Raw genomic sequence first — 15,581 nt, 5'->3', positions numbered from 1 at the left:
CTTTTATTCTGCTGATATTCAGACAATAAACCACAAACACTAGAATAAGTCCGACATATTCCTTTATTTTTTTCTCATGATTATTTTGCCAATTCAAAAATAGTCCCTACATTTGCAACCGCAAACGAGAGATAATCTCTCTGCAAGAGCAGAAATGCTCACCAAAGGATGGCCCGTTCGTCTATCGGTTAGGACGCAAGATTTTCATTCTTGAAAGGGGGGTTCGATTCCCCCACGGGCTACAATTAAAAAAATAAACGAATTAAAAAAAGATTAGTCGAGATGGCAAATCACAAATCATCACTGAAAAGAATCAGACAAGAAGAGACCAGAAGACTTCATAACAGATATTATGGTAAAACCATGAGAAATGCTGTTAGAAAGCTTCGTTCTACAACCGACAAAGCAGAAGCTACTGCAATGTATCCGGGTATAACTAAGATGTTGGACAAATTGGCTAAAACCAATGTAATCCACAAGAACAAAGCAAGCAACTTGAAATCTAAGTTGGCTCTTTATATTAATAAGCTAGGATAAGCTAATTAATATTACACAAAAGAAATATCGAAAGGTCGGACTTTTTAGTCCGACCTTTTCTGCATACGACATATTTATCTCCCCTACTCCAAACACCTTCCGGAAGAAGCTAAAAAGCTGTAAACGAATGAAATTTATCACTCGGTTTAGTTTCGTATCTCACGAATTTTCACTATATTTGCTCTGTTATTTGAATAAGGAAATTAGATTATGACTGAAGAACAGATTAACTCCAATAGCGGGAACTATTCAGCCGAAAACATCCAGGTTCTGGAAGGTTTGGAAGCCGTTAGAAAGCGCCCTGCAATGTATATTGGTGACATTAGTACGAAAGGACTTCACCACCTGGTTTATGAAGTTGTGGATAACTCTATCGACGAAGCTCTCGCCGGCTATTGCGACCACATTGAAGTAACCATCAACGAAGACAACTCTATCACTGTACAGGACAACGGACGTGGTATTCCGGTTGACTTCCACGAAAAGGAACAGAAGTCAGCCCTGGAAGTAGTTATGACCGTACTGCATGCCGGTGGTAAATTCGATAAGGGTTCTTACAAAGTATCCGGCGGTTTGCACGGTGTAGGTGTATCCTGTGTAAACGCTCTGTCTACACACATGACTACACAGGTTTTCCGTAACGGAAAGATCTACCAACAGGAATATGAATGCGGTCATCCGTTGTATCCGGTGAAAGAAATCGGCACAAGTGATATTACAGGTACGCGTCAGCAATTCTGGCCGGACAATACTATCTTCACAGAAACGGTTTACAATTACGAAATCCTCGCCACCCGCATGCGCGAGTTAGCTTACCTGAATGCCGGTATCAAGATTACTTTGACTGACCTTCGCGTAAAAGATGAAGAGAATAATGCAAAGATGGAAGTATTCTATTCAGAAGAAGGTCTGAAGGAATTCGTTCGCTACATCGACTCTTCCCGCGAGCACCTGGTGAATGATGTTATCTACATCAACACAGAGAAACAAGGTACACCAGTGGAAGTAGCTATCATGTACAATACGTCTTATAACGAAAATATCCATTCTTATGTAAACAACATCAATACCATCGAAGGTGGTACACACCTTGCAGGTTTCCGCCGCGCACTGACCCGTACGCTGAAGAAATATGCCGATGACAACAAGATGTTGGAGAAAGCTAAAGTGGAAATTGCAGGCGACGACTTCCGCGAAGGTCTGACGGCTGTTATCTCTATCAAGGTACAGGAACCACAGTTTGAAGGCCAGACCAAGACGAAGCTCGGAAACAGCGAAGTGATGGGAGCTGTAGACCAAGCTGTAGGTGAAGCTCTGAACTACTATCTGGAAGAGCATCCGAAAGAAGCGAAGATGGTGGTAGACAAAGTGATTCTGGCTGCCCAGGCACGTGTTGCCGCACGTAAGGCACGCGAATCCGTACAACGCAAATCACCGATGTCCGGTGGCGGTATGCCCGGTAAACTGGCTGACTGTTCAAGCAAGGATGCGGACGAATGCGAATTGTTCCTCGTCGAGGGTGACTCGGCAGGTGGTTCTGCAAAACAAGGCCGCGACCGTAGGTTCCAGGCTATTCTCCCGCTTCGTGGTAAAATCCTGAACGTGGAAAAGGCCATGTGGCACAAGGCGTTCGAAAGTGACGAAGTAAACAATATCATCCAGGCACTGGGTATTCGTTTCGGCGTAAACACTGAAGACAGCAAGGAAGCAAATATCGATAAGTTGCGTTACAAGAAGGTTATCATCATGACCGATGCCGACGTCGATGGTTCTCACATCGACACACTGATCATGACACTCTTCTTCCGTTACTTCCCGCAAATTATTCAGAACGGATATCTGTATATTGCTACCCCACCCCTCTATCTCTGTAAGAAAGGTAAAGTGGAGGAATATTGCTGGACGGATCAACAACGCCAGAAGTTTATCGATACCTATGGAGGCGGATCAGAAAGTGCCGTACACACACAACGATACAAAGGTTTGGGTGAAATGAACCCGGAACAGTTGTGGAGTACGACTATGAATCCGGAACACCGTATGTTGAAGCAGGTAAGCATTGAAAATGCTGCCGAAGCAGATTACATATTCTCCATGCTGATGGGCGAAGACGTAGGACCGCGCCGTGAATTTATCGAAAAGAATGCAACGTATGCAAATATCGATGCATAAGAAAAAACAATGACTAATGATTAACCATTAGTGATTAGTCACTGGATAACACGTTTTTATTAACCAACCTCACATCTTACAACGAAGAAACGCCGGGCGGACAGGAAAATCCTGTTGCCCGGCGTTTTTCTTTTCATCTCACGAGATAGAAAAATCCGTCCCGCGGGATAGATATTTTCACCTCACAGGACGGATTTTTTCAGCTCACGAGACGATTTACTTCGCTTCATGAGGCGGATTCTATATGATATCTACAACATATTCTGTTTCTTCATCTCTTCTGCCACCAATTCCAGCTCAGCATACCAGTCTTCACCGAACTTACGTATCAATGGTTCCTTCAGAAACTTGTATACCGGCAGATTCTCTTTCTGCCCCAGCAATACGGCGGCTTTGCACACATCCCAACGATTATAGTTCACTGTCTTATAAACTCCGTAATTCCCGACCCTGATCGGATACAAATGGCAGGAAACTGGTTTGTAGAAGTCTGTCTTTCCGTCCCGGTAAGCCTTTTCTATGGCACAATAACAACATCCTTTCTCATCATAGCAAGTAAAGACACAATCTTTATTATTAACAATAGAAGTAACCAGATCACCTTCGCAATCGGTATAAGCAACTCCTTGCTTCTCTAATACAACACGCGCTTCAGGCGAGAGTTCATCCCAAATTACCGGAAGTACTTCTTCCAGTTTTTCAATCTCATCCAATTCTACGGGAGCACCAGCATCGCCTTCAATGCAACAGGCACCCTTACAAGCACTCAGATCACAAAGGAACTTCTCACGTAGCACATCAAAACTCACCACTACATCACCTATCTGTATCATCTTCAATCTAAGATTAGAAAAGATAAAGGCGGAGTCCCCCCCCGCCTTTACTTATATAGTTATAACTATTTACTTGATCAGTACTTTACCATTCATTTCAACCGGCTGTGCCATACCCAGAATGTGCAAAATAGAAGGAGCAACATCCGCTAAAACACCATTCTCAACCTTAGCACCTTTATTCTCTGTTACATAAACAAAAGGAACCGGATTCAATGAATGAGCCGTATTCGGAGTGCCGTCTTCGTTCAGTGCATGATCCGCATTGCCGTGGTCAGCGATGATGATTACTTCATAATCGTTGGCTTTAGCAGCCTCTACCGTATCTTTCACACATTCGTCGATAGCTTTTACAGCTTTCTCGATAGCGCCATAAATACCGGTATGTCCTACCATATCACCGTTAGCATAGTTCACAACAATGAAATCGAACTTCTGAGTGTTGATAGCTTCCACCAATTTATCCTTTACTTCGTAAGCACTCATTTCCGGTTTCAGATCATAAGTAGCTACTTTCGGAGAAGGAACCAGGATGCGTTCTTCAGCGTCATACGGAGTTTCACGACCACCGTTGAAGAAGAAAGTTACGTGAGCATACTTTTCCGTTTCAGCAATGTGCAATTGAGTCTTGCCTTGAGCTGCCAGATATTCTCCCAATGTATTCTGAACATTTTCCTTATCGAAAAGAACATGTACGCCTTTGAAAGATGCATCATACGGAGTCATGCAGTAGTATTGCAAGCCCGGAATGATGTGCATGCCCTGTTCCGGCATATCTTGTTGAGTCAGCACTACGGTCAACTCTTTCGCACGGTCGTTACGATAGTTGAAGAAGATAACTACATCACCTTCCTTAATGGTTCCGTCGAAGTTACCATTTACAATCGGCTTGATGAATTCGTCCGTCACACCTTCGTCATAAGATTCCTGCATAGCCTGAACCATATCGGTGGCAACTTTACCTTCGCCGTTTACCAGCAAGTCATAAGCCACTTTCACACGTTCCCAACGCTTGTCACGGTCCATTGCATAGAAACGACCAACAATAGAAGCAATCTTGCCTGCCGACTTTTCACAATGAGCGGTCAGTTGTTCAATAAAGCCCTTGCCGCTCTTCGGGTCGGTATCACGGCCATCCATGAAGCAGTGAACAAAAGTATTATCCACACCATATTCTTTGGCAATATCGCAAAGTTTGAATAAGTGGTCGAAGGAGCTGTGCACACCACCGTTGGAAGTCAATCCCATGAAGTGAACATTCTTGCCGTTTTCTTTGGCATAAGTAAAGGCGGAGACGATTCCCGGATTCTTCAGAATGCTATTGTCGGCACATGCACGGTTGATCTTTACCAGATCCTGGTATACGATACGTCCGGCGCCAATATTAAGGTGTCCTACTTCCGAGTTACCCATCTGACCGTCGGGCAAACCTACATTTTCACCGCTTGCCTGAAGCTGTGAGTGAGGATATGTTGCCAGCAGACTGTCCCAGTACGGAGTAGGTGTATTGAAAATCACGTCATCTTTACCCTGATCGCCGATACCCCAGCCATCAAGAATCATTAAAAGGGCTTTCTTACTCATAATATTAATTGATTTTAAATGTACAATCTTTCACCTCAGCAAAAACGTTCTTTATCAGAGAGAACGATTTTTCCGGCTGCAAAGGTACAAAAAAGCACGGTTAAAGCGTACTGTTTCAAATGATTTATGTACTTTTGTCGCGCTTTAAAAAACAAAAAACAAGAAATATGGACGATTCAAACCCAGGAACGTGCAACAGTATTTATAATTAAAGCGAACCGGAAGACGTTGCTCGCAATGCTTCTGTTCGTACCTAAAAGAAAGGAGGCCATTACGATGAGAACGTATCTTTATTCTGAAGCCGGCTTTATAGAAAAGCAGCAATGGATGCCCAATAGCTGGGTAAACGTTGAATGCCCCGATGACAATGATTTTGATTTCCTCACCCAAGAGTTGAAAGTTCCGGAATCTTTTTTGGAAGATATCGCCGATGCGGACGAACGCCCGCGTACGGAAACAGAAGGCAACTGGTTGCTCACCATCCTGCGTATCCCGATGCAGAGCAGTCAGCATGGCATTCCCTTTATCACCGTGCCAATAGGTATCATTACCAATAATGAAATTATCGTATCGGTATGTTACCACAAGACTGAACTCATCTCAGATTTTATCCAACATACACGTCGCAAAGGTATCGTAGTGAACAATAAGCTGGACTTGATTCTGCGGATGATTTACTCTTCCGCCGTCTGGTTTCTGAAGTATCTGAAACAGATAAACAATGATGTAGCCAATGCGGAAAAAGAACTGGAAAAGAGTATCCGCAATGAAGACTTGCTCCGTCTGATGAAGTTACAGAAGACTCTTGTCTACTTCAATACCTCCATTCGTGGGAACGAAGTGATGATCGGCCGCCTGAAAAATATCTTTCAGGACACTGATTATCTGGATATGGAGCTATTGGAAGATGTAATCATTGAACTAAAGCAGGCATATAATACTGTAAATATCTACAGTGACATCCTTACGGGAACAATGGATGCTTTTGCTTCTATTATCTCCAACAACGTCAATGCCATCATGAAACGTATGACAAGCCTTTCCATCACGCTCATGATACCAACATTGATAGCCAGTTTCTACGGCATGAATGTGGATATTCACCTGGAAGGTTTCCCCTATGCCTTCATATTCATTATCCTGATATCCGTAATATTATCGGCAGGAACATTTATCTGGTTCAGGAAGATTAAGTGGTTCTAAGTTTCATGAAGCTGTCCATCCAGAAGTCGTCAGCATCATCAACATTCTTCAAAATGTTTGCAACAATTCATAGCAGTGTCTTTCTTTGTGTACTAAGAAAGACACTTTACCTAATGCAACGTCAGTTTTGTCTTTCAGCTTCGTATATTTCCTTCACTTCACTTGCGTATCAATTGGAATCAGATATAACCATTCTTCAATATAAGAATAATACTTTCCTCTTTTTGGTCAGATTTCGCAAATAATATGTATGTTTGCGCCAAATAAGTCAATGAACATGAAAATACACAGGAACCTAATGCTTGTATGCCTGCTCCTCATGGCATCAATCTCTTATGCTCAATCCGAAACCATCATTGTAGGAAAAAAAGCGGACGGAACGGACTTAAAAGCACAGTGCTACACTTTTCCGCAGCGGGTGGAAACTTTCTCCATGAGTGATAAAGGCGATTATCTCTGCGTCAGTTTCAGGGAAACCACTAAAAGCGGCAAGTATCTGAAGAATAAAGGAGAAATAGGTTTCTATGACACAAAGAGCAGTCAGCTCCTATGGAAACAGCCGATTGACTTCAGCAAATCACGGATAACCTGTCTTTCGGAAGGGGTCTTGATAACTGAAATCGGCAGCAAGATATCATTGCTCAGTAGAGAAACAGGGGCAAAGAGATGGGAAGCTAATTTATTTCCGGTATATGTGGACGATTCATTGGGATTGGTCTTAGGTTATAACTCCCCTACCTCCAACAAACTCCGCGCTGTCAACTTGAAATTCGGTAACGATTTGTGGGAAAACAAAATACCTCATCAATACGGTTGGAACGAAGTTCTTGATCTGGAACAAAATAAACGCCTGATTGTAGCGGATGCATTGCATAAGCTGGATTTCATGACCGGAGAGTTACTGACCTATCCGGGAAAACCGGGAGCTCATGATACAAAGGCGGCATTGTTGCAAGGATTAGCCGCTGTAGCAGTCGGAGTAGCCAGTGGCGTAGCAACCGGTGGTGCCTATTATTACAGCTATGTTCCCATTGCCAATAATACAATCACGGGGTTGACTTCCAATATACTGTCCCAAGATTCACTTTATTACTGGGCAGACCGTCAACACATCTCCTGTATGGACACAGCTTTCAACGTAGTGTGGCAAACAGAGTTTCCTGATGTGAAAGCTTCCCGCTCCCGGCTTTTCGTACAAGATGGCAAGTTATTCATGTTGAATTACGGCTACGGATTACGCGAAGGCACAACTCGCAGGAAATACGGACGTCCATTTATAGCTTGTTATAACTTGCTAAACGGAGAAGAAATCTTCTTCAACCAACTAAGCGTAAAGAAAGATATGATTGAAGATGCCCTGCGAACTGATGATGCACTCTATATGCTATTCGATGATGGAATGGCTTATCAGGAACTGATGGATTCCGTCGTAAATATTGTACCTTGGGACACCAAGCAATACGGAAAGCTGGAAGCGATGCTGCCCGGTACATTCTATGCAGCCAACAAAGATACAACAGCTTTCCAGTCGCTCGCCTACAATGGGGAACATTGCCTGGTATATAATGATCAGGGAGCCATCTATGAAGTAGACAAGGACTTGAATATTGGCAAAACCTACGAACGGGAACGGATTTACAGTCCCAGTATCCAACTAAAAGATTATTTATGTATCGGCAATCGTGGAGACTATTGGTTCATCCATGAAATGGGAATGCCTGTAGCCCATCTTCAAACAGATTTCAAGAAGGGACAGGTGATTGGTAATAAGTTGCTGTTACTTAACGATAAAAACCAATTCCTGTTTATCGATCTGGATGAAGCGATAGAATAATCACTTGAAATCAAGCGCTAACTGCCCGTCACCCAACAGATTGAATGTCATGCGGTGATAAGGCGTAGTTCCACGTTCAGAGATGGCCGCACGATGTTTCTTCGTGGGGTAGCCTTTGTTATGGTCCCAGTCATAATATGGAAATTCTTCGTGAAGACGGTTCATATAATCATCACGATAGGTTTTGGCAAGCACAGAAGCCGCTGCAATGGAAAGGTATTTGCCGTCGCCTTTAATCACCGTGGTATGCGGAAGATCCTGATATTTCTTGAAACGGTTGCCATCTATAAGCAGATGCTGCGGACGCATCTGCAATTGATCTACGGCACGATGCATGGCAAGGAAAGAAGCGTTCAGAATATTAATCTTATCGATTTCTTCGGGAGATACGATACCTACCGCCCACGCCAGTGCTTCTTTCTCAATCACTTCGCGCAAAGCATAACGCTGGTGTTCCGTCAACTGTTTGGAATCATTCAGTAGTTCATTCTTGAAATCTTTGGGAAGAATCACAGCAGCAGCATACACAGCACCTGCCAGGCAACCACGACCGGCTTCATCACAACCGGCTTCAATCAGATCTTCATTCAAATAAGGCAATAGCATATAGCATTAATTTAGAGCCACAAAGATAAATCTTTTTGAAAGCAAACCGGACTTTTAAAGGAAAATAATTACATTTGCAGAAACAACAATATACTATGAAGCAAGCACTGTATCTACTATCTACAGTTTTCCTATTAACCACGATCCCCTTACAGGCTCAAGATAACAAACAAGCCCAGACTTTACTGGAGCAAGCTCAAAATGCCCTGTTCAGTAATCCCAAGCAAGCATCATACTATGCAGCCCAGGCTGCTGCCTTATTTCCTGAAGATGCACCCAATGAAACCCGTGCGCAAGCTATGATACTCCATTGCCAGGCAGAACAACTGCTGGGAAACTTCGATTTAAGTATCAAAAATTTATATGATACACAGAGATATATCAATCCGGCAAACAAACGACAAACGGCCCAGCTCTATTCACTCATGGGACGTGTATATAGCAAGTTGGGCGATTATAACAAAGGAATAGAACTGAATGATAAAGCAACCTCTATTTTCAAGTCTTTAGGAGATTCGGCTTCGGTGGCAGGATGTTATAATGAGCGTGGAGTCATGCATTACCTACTCGATGAATTTCTGGTAGCTGAAAGATTCCTTCAACGGGCACTGACTATCAACCGCGCCCAACGAAACTTAAAAGAAATTGCTACCAACCTGAATAATTTATGTCTATATCAGGGAGATACGGAAAAGAAACTATCTCTCATCCAGGAAGCCATAGCTATCAATAAAAATCTGGATGCACAATGGTCGTTGGGAGAGAATTACAACAATATGGGCAAACAATATTATTTTGGTGAGCAATACTCCAAAGCTCTGGAAGCTCTGCAAAAGGCCTATGAGTACGCCCGCAACATTGGTGCCAAGGAATTGATTTGTGATTATTACGAATATTCATCCTGGGTATATGCTGCCATAGGTGATTATGACCAAGCCTATAAACGGCTCAGTCAAATGTATGCTTTAAGCAAGGAGCTACAAAGTAGCAACAAACTACGCAATATCGAGCAGGAAATCTCTTATAAAAGATATCAGGATCAGAAATATGCTACCGAAATGCAAGAGCAAACTTATAAGATAGAACTACTAAAGCGCAACCTATGGCTTTTGGGCAGTATACTTGTTCTTGGCTTAGCCTTCAGTATATTCTTATATAAATGGTATAAACGCAGAAAAGGTCTTCAGCTGGTAGAAGCCCGTTATCAGTTGGAACTGTCACAACGAGAAATATCCGAATTGAAACTGCACCAACAGGAATTGGAATTGCAAAATGTACAGAGTGCCTTGGACAACAGTCAACAGGAAGTAACCAGCTTTGCCGTATTCCTCAGAAGCCGTAATGAATTGCTGGATAAAATACGAGAGATGATTAAGGAAGGATATAGAATGGATAATCAAGCGCTTGTTCCCCACTTAAAGAAAGTAAATGCTTTTATCAGTCAATATCAAAGCGGAGATAAAACCAATAATACATTACTGCTAAATATTGAGGAAAAGAATAAAGAATTCATTGAAAGACTTATTCTAAAACACCCCGAACTAACGCAAGGTGAAAAATACCTGGCAACCTTATTGCGCGTGAACTTATCTACCAAAGAGATCTCCATGATCACTGGCACCAATCCCAAGACCATCAACATGAATCGTTACCGATTGCGCAAAGCTTTGAATCTTCCATCTAAAATGGATTTAACCGAATATTTACAAGATATTTAAAGATTTTCTAACCATATTCTCCATATAGCTATTTGTAGATAGCCGCAAATAAGCTAAAATACTATTCAACAACACTTTATGATTCCAACTGTAGATTAAATAATCCACAAGAAAAGGTTATTGTAGGTCATTTGTAGGGTTAAATAATTGTTTTTTCACTGTTTATAATCATTTATTTGCAGCTGAAAAACATTTTCATTAACCTTAAAACCAATTCAAATGAACACTAAAATTTTATTGATGCTTGTCATTGCAGTCTTATTCTATAGTTGCAATGATGAAGTCCTGAAAACAGCTGAGACATCCACTCATGTTTTCGAAGTGATAGAACCCATCACAGATGGAATCTATCCTTATTCTCTTTTCGCTAAAACAAGAAGTACTACTATCCCTAATTGGGAAAAATGGGAAAAAGTGAGACTATCTTCCGGAGTAATAGGACAAGATTCTGTTGCAGTACCGTGGGCCAATACGATAGTATCATCCAATATTCCTGCACAAGTTAGACACGACATTAAAGCCGAAAATGGATGGATGCTATTAAAATATACAGTTAATGGTAATTGGGGAAGCAATAATAATTATATGTTTTTCTATAACAAATACACAGGAGTACTCAAAGTCTTTTACTATTTAAGTAATGGTGCTGCGCAATCCAACTATGGTATTTGGCATCTACACATAGATGTACCTCAAAGATTATTTGCTTTTACAGGAGAAATTGCTGACCCTATCAATGGAATTTATCAAACGCAAGATCTATATTGTACTAACATAACATCAACTGATGCCAAAGGGTTTGTACAAGGTTGGAACTGTTTTCAAGTAGAGTTAGCCTATGATCCTCAGTTTACTAATGGAGAATTAACAGTTAATCCTGTAAGTCGAACAAGCTCAGACATTAAATTAACCGGAAGTTTTGGTTCTTCTTCTAAAGGAACAATTGTTACCACAACATCGTCCAATCCTACCAGCGGACCAATAAAGGGCTTGGCAAAAGCCGCTGGAGATGAAGCACTATCCTTTCTGAAAAAAGAAGCTCAAGATAAGAAATTCGCAACAAAAGTTTTAAATGCCGCTGGTGACATTGTAAAAGGAGGAGTATCGGCTATTGTTAAAGGAGGAATAAATCAGCTATTTAGTTCATTTATTGGACGTTTCAACAAAGAACAGGCTCTAAATTACGACTTGCAGTTCACAACCAATGGAACAGCAGAAATATCAGGAACAATCAACACTGAAGTTACAGGCGGGCTTGTCCCAGCTAATCTTAACCTCTCTAAATCTGCATTGGGTATTACATTAGGGGTATGGAATTTGAGTGAACAGCCTACAATATATTTTATGACAACAGCAAAATTACTTTCATGGGGAGAATATAAACCTACAATATTTCATCTATGGAAAATGCAAGGAGATCAATTACAAGGAACAAATTATAAATATGACTATATAATGAATCCCGACATTATAGATTATTTAAGCTCATATAATTGCAATCTAAAATGTTATTCAACAAATCCATTGCCTGAAGAAGTTGAAAATTACCCGCATGGCAGCCTTGCTGAAGGATTTAAATTTTCTATCACAAGTGGAAAAGGTAATCTCATTTATGAGAATTATTATGAAATCACTAATTTTTATGATAAATTTCAGATAGAAAAGCCTAAACAAATAGGTCCAGAGCCTGTCACTGTTCCACGTATATTATTTATACCCAATGCTAAACATGTAAGTTTATATGGGAGTGTTGGAATACATTATAATACTTTAATTAAAGCCACTACAACATTATATGTCAACAATAGCGTAAATGATACTATTGTACTTACAAAAACTTTTGCGCCCAAATTAGAGTGGAATCCACAAGATTTCAAATTTAATAAAGAATTGTATGGAGATATCTCATATACAGTAACAAACTATTAATAACAACGATACATATATTAACTTTAAATTATTACACACATGAGTAAAAAGTATGTCCAATTGCAAAGAGTTTTCTTACTCACTTTGCTCATCACATGTTTGGTACCGCTATATTCTTTAGCGCAAACTATCCAATTAACCGGTACAGTAACTGATACCAAAGGAGAAACCCTCATTGGTGCCAGTGTTTTGGAAAAAGGTACAACTAATGGTTGTATTACCGACATCGACGGTAATTTTTCACTGACTGTTGCTCCTAATGCGACAATGGTAATCTCTTATGTGGGTTATGTAGCTCAAGAAGTTCTGCTGAAAGGCCAGAAAGTATTGAAAGTAACTTTGAAAGATGATGCCGAAATGCTGGACGAGGTGGTTGTTATAGGTTATGGTACAATGAAGAAAAGCGATATGACAGGTGCTATTTCATCTGTTGATGTAGACCAGCTGTCAAGCCGCGCCACCACTAACCCTGCAGAAGCTTTACAAGGAAAAATAGCAGGCGTAAACATTCAAAAGGCTGGAGGTTATGCAGGTGCTGGCGTACAAGTAAAAATTCGTGGTATCAAATCGTTTGGCAACAACGAACCTTTGTACGTAATTGACGGATTCCCAGGTGATATATCTACAGTAAGTCCACAAGACATAGAGTCAATGGAAGTTCTAAAAGACGGTGCGGCAGCAGCTATATATGGCTCCGTGGCAGCTAATGGCGTTATCATCGTTACTACAAAGAATGGTAAAAAAGGAGATATGAAAATTGACTTTTCCTCTTATTTGAACTTTACGAAAGTAGCAAAGACAATGGATGTCTTAAATAGTAGCGAATACATTCAAGTACACAAACAGATGTATGACAACTATAACAAATATGCGCCGGAACAAGCTAATTATCCTGCATATATCACAACCCCAAGTTCTATAGATACCGACTGGCAAGATGCAGTATTACAAAATGGATTAGCTCAGAACTATATGATAAGTGTACGTGGCGGATCGGACAATGCGCGTTACTCCATTTCGTACAATCACTCCGATGAAAAAGGAATTTTTATTGGCAACAGTTATCGTCAAGAAAGTGCACGTTCCAAACTATACATGACAAAAAGTATTTTTGACTTTGACGCCAACTTTGCATTCAAATATACCAAAGGACGTATGCCTCAGTATTCACTCAAAGAGATGTACATGATTTCTCCATTGGTGCCTATCTATGATGAAAACAATGAATATGGTTTTGGTCTGACCAACTTTAATACCTTGCCTAACAATCGCAATGTGATTGCTGATAATCATTATATTGATGCAGTCAACAAGTCTTTTGATACCAATGCTAATATTGCAGTAACCATTAACTTCACTCCATGGCTGAACTTCAAAACCAGCTATTCGTATCGTGGTGTACATGAACGCAATACTTCACACAAACCTGATTACATTGCTGATCCTAAGATGCCAACTAAATACCCTATCAACAGCGAATATTCTTCCTATTGGGAACAGCAGGTGATCGATAACGTATTGAGTTTTAATAAAGAGTTTGGTAAGCACAGTGTCAACGCAATGGTGGGTAGTTCTATCACCACTGAAAAGCAGACTTGGAATAAAATTATCATTGAAGGAAAGAAAACGGTCTATGAAGTTAAAGACGGCCAATTGATTACGCGTGAAGAAGCAGCTGGTTTCCTGGATCCTTCATTTACTACAATCAACGGTGGAATCGGAGGAACATTCGATGGTAGTGGTACCAAATACACTTATAACCGTGCCTCTTTCTTTGGTCGTATAAACTATTCTTACGCAGGCAAGTATTTACTGCAGGCAACCATGCGTTATGACGGTTCTTCCAAATTCGGTAAAGACAACCGTTGGGGATGTTTCCCTTCTGTTGCTTTGGGGTGGAGAATCAGTGAAGAGGAATTTTTTCCAAAAGATTCGTTCATCAATAATCTTAAACTACGTGCCAGTTGGGGACGCCTTGGTAATGAAAACGCTTTAGGATACTATGGCTTCCAATCTCTAATCTATACAGAAAACTGGATGGCTTACGGATATGTGCAAGGAACCGGTGCCAGCCCATGGGCAGGCAGTATTGCACCGGAGTTAGCCAATAATGAATTACAATGGGAAACCACTGACACAAAAAATATCGGCGTTGATTTTGGTATGTTCAGCAACAAACTGACCGGTGCTTTGAATTATTACCACAACCAAACCAGTGACCTACTTATCACTAAAGTGCTGCCCCCTTCCTCTGGTTTATGGAGCCCAACAATGAATGTAGGCAAAATCAAAAATACCGGTTTTGAGTTGGAATTGAACTGGAACGACAAAATCGGTAAAGAAGTTGAATATAACGTAGGACTAAACCTTTCCACAACTCGCAATCGCGTGGTTTCACTGGCTGATGCCAATCAGGAAATCAATGGAGATGGTGTCAACTATGACGATCACTATGTAACTAAAGCAACGGTTGGTAAACCTATCGGAGCCTACTATCTCTACCAAATGGATGGTATTTTCCAAAGTCAAGATGAAATTAATAACTATAAAAATGCTGAAGGAAAAGTTATTCAGCCAGATGCTGTACCAGGTGATGTACGCTTCAGAGATATAGATGGCAATGGAGAAATTGATGAAGATGATAAAATCTACAGCGGTTCCGGTATCCCCAAATTAGAAGCTAATTTAAACCTTGGAATCAGCTACAAAGGATTTGATTTCTCTATGCTTTTGGGTAGTGGATGGGGACATAAATTGTACAATGCCAATCGTTTCTATTTTGAAGGAATGAGCAGTCCATCCAACTTCTTCAAAACAACATTGAATGCATGGACAGATAGCAATCACAGTACTTCTATGCCGCGCGCAGTGTTAGGAGACCCGAATAGAAATTCACGCGAATCAACCCGCTTCCTGGAAAACGGAAACTTTGTTCGTTGTCGTCAATTACAACTGGGTTACAATCTACCCACATCTCTGTTGAAAAAGATACAGATAGAGAAGTTGAGAATATATGTTAGTGGTGAAAACTTATTTACTATTACCGATTATAGCGGCATTGACCCTGAATTCTCACGTTCTTCCGTATTGAATACCGGTGTGGATAATCTAACATATCCATTCACCAAATCTTATGTAATAGGATTACAATTAACATTCTAAATT

Annotated in this window: 10 protein-coding genes and 1 tRNA gene; 8 read left to right on the top strand and 3 right to left on the bottom strand. The window is 40.9% G+C overall.

Annotated elements, in window-relative coordinates:
* Positions 1-170: 170 nt before the first annotated feature.
* From DW036_RS00935 to gyrB, 3 genes are all read left to right on the top strand, one after another.
* Positions 171-242: transfer RNA gene (locus tag DW036_RS00935), tRNA-Glu, on the top strand.
* A gap of 40 nt (positions 243-282) precedes the next feature.
* On the top strand, positions 283-537 hold the full coding sequence (gene rpsT, locus DW036_RS00930; RefSeq protein WP_007660764.1) for a 30S ribosomal protein S20: 255 nt from the start codon (positions 283-285) through the stop codon (positions 535-537).
* Positions 538-747: 210 nt separating this feature from the next.
* On the top strand, positions 748-2,709 hold the full coding sequence (gyrB, locus tag DW036_RS00925) for a DNA topoisomerase (ATP-hydrolyzing) subunit B (RefSeq protein ID WP_118460582.1): 1,962 nt from the start codon (positions 748-750) through the stop codon (positions 2,707-2,709).
* A gap of 251 nt (positions 2,710-2,960) precedes the next feature.
* On the opposite strand, the gene DW036_RS00920 is transcribed toward gyrB, so the two are convergent.
* Both DW036_RS00920 and gpmI read right to left on the bottom strand, forming a co-directional pair.
* Positions 2,961-3,542 carry a DUF3109 family protein gene (locus DW036_RS00920; RefSeq protein ID WP_118460580.1) on the bottom strand — a complete coding sequence of 194 codons (582 nt, stop codon included), beginning with the start codon at positions 3,540-3,542 and terminating at the stop codon, positions 2,961-2,963.
* 69 nt (positions 3,543-3,611) lie between these two features.
* A complete protein-coding gene (gene gpmI, locus DW036_RS00915; protein ID WP_118460578.1) occupies positions 3,612-5,126 on the bottom strand; it encodes a 2,3-bisphosphoglycerate-independent phosphoglycerate mutase in 1,515 nt (504 codons plus the stop codon).
* Between the two features lie 276 nt (positions 5,127-5,402).
* On the opposite strand from gpmI, the gene DW036_RS00910 reads away from it, so the two are divergent.
* A complete protein-coding gene (locus DW036_RS00910) occupies positions 5,403-6,329 on the top strand; it encodes a magnesium transporter CorA family protein (RefSeq protein ID WP_118461140.1) in 927 nt (308 codons plus the stop codon).
* A gap of 277 nt (positions 6,330-6,606) precedes the next feature.
* Positions 6,607-8,163: a PQQ-like beta-propeller repeat protein gene (locus tag DW036_RS00905; protein ID WP_233560201.1), complete on the top strand. Its 1,557-nt coding sequence runs from the start codon at positions 6,607-6,609 to the stop codon at positions 8,161-8,163.
* Here the strand turns inward: DW036_RS00905 and DW036_RS00900 are convergent, their stop codons facing one another.
* Positions 8,164-8,769: a ribonuclease HII gene (locus DW036_RS00900; RefSeq protein WP_118460574.1), complete on the bottom strand. Its 606-nt coding sequence runs from the start codon at positions 8,767-8,769 to the stop codon at positions 8,164-8,166. It abuts the gene before it with no gap.
* A 95-nt stretch (positions 8,770-8,864) separates the two neighbouring features.
* Between DW036_RS00900 and DW036_RS00895 the strand changes: the two genes are divergently transcribed.
* The 3 genes from DW036_RS00895 (at position 8,865) to DW036_RS00885 (ending at position 15,578) form a co-directional block, all read left to right on the top strand.
* Entirely contained in the window at positions 8,865-10,487 is a 1,623-nt protein-coding gene (locus DW036_RS00895; protein WP_118461138.1) for a tetratricopeptide repeat protein, read from the top strand.
* Positions 10,488-10,706: 219 nt separating this feature from the next.
* On the top strand, positions 10,707-12,416 hold the full coding sequence (locus DW036_RS00890; protein ID WP_118460572.1) for a hypothetical protein: 1,710 nt from the start codon (positions 10,707-10,709) through the stop codon (positions 12,414-12,416).
* A 39-nt stretch (positions 12,417-12,455) separates the two neighbouring features.
* On the top strand, positions 12,456-15,578 hold the full coding sequence (locus DW036_RS00885) for a TonB-dependent receptor (protein ID WP_118460570.1): 3,123 nt from the start codon (positions 12,456-12,458) through the stop codon (positions 15,576-15,578).
* Positions 15,579-15,581: the final 3 nt, after the last annotated feature.

The organism is Bacteroides sp. AF39-11AC (assembly GCF_003474285.1).
Taxonomy (GTDB): Bacteria; Bacteroidota; Bacteroidia; order Bacteroidales; family Bacteroidaceae; genus Bacteroides.
The sequence above is the reverse complement of the archived record's forward strand: the minus strand, read 5'-3'. Positions and strand labels throughout refer to the sequence as shown.

Coding starts and splice junctions, on each gene's coding strand:
- DW036_RS00900 (WP_118460574.1), bottom strand. CDS start 8,769: ATGCTATTGCCTTATTTGAATGAAGATCTGATTGAAGCCGGTTGTGAT.
- DW036_RS00905 (WP_233560201.1), top strand. CDS start 6,607: ATGAAAATACACAGGAACCTAATGCTTGTATGCCTGCTCCTCATGGCA.
- DW036_RS00885 (WP_118460570.1), top strand. CDS start 12,456: ATGAGTAAAAAGTATGTCCAATTGCAAAGAGTTTTCTTACTCACTTTG.
- gpmI (WP_118460578.1), bottom strand. CDS start 5,126: ATGAGTAAGAAAGCCCTTTTAATGATTCTTGATGGCTGGGGTATCGGC.
- DW036_RS00910 (WP_118461140.1), top strand. CDS start 5,403: ATGAGAACGTATCTTTATTCTGAAGCCGGCTTTATAGAAAAGCAGCAA.
- gyrB (WP_118460582.1), top strand. CDS start 748: ATGACTGAAGAACAGATTAACTCCAATAGCGGGAACTATTCAGCCGAA.
- rpsT (WP_007660764.1), top strand. CDS start 283: ATGGCAAATCACAAATCATCACTGAAAAGAATCAGACAAGAAGAGACC.
- DW036_RS00890 (WP_118460572.1), top strand. CDS start 10,707: ATGAACACTAAAATTTTATTGATGCTTGTCATTGCAGTCTTATTCTAT.
- DW036_RS00920 (WP_118460580.1), bottom strand. CDS start 3,542: ATGATACAGATAGGTGATGTAGTGGTGAGTTTTGATGTGCTACGTGAG.
- DW036_RS00895 (WP_118461138.1), top strand. CDS start 8,865: ATGAAGCAAGCACTGTATCTACTATCTACAGTTTTCCTATTAACCACG.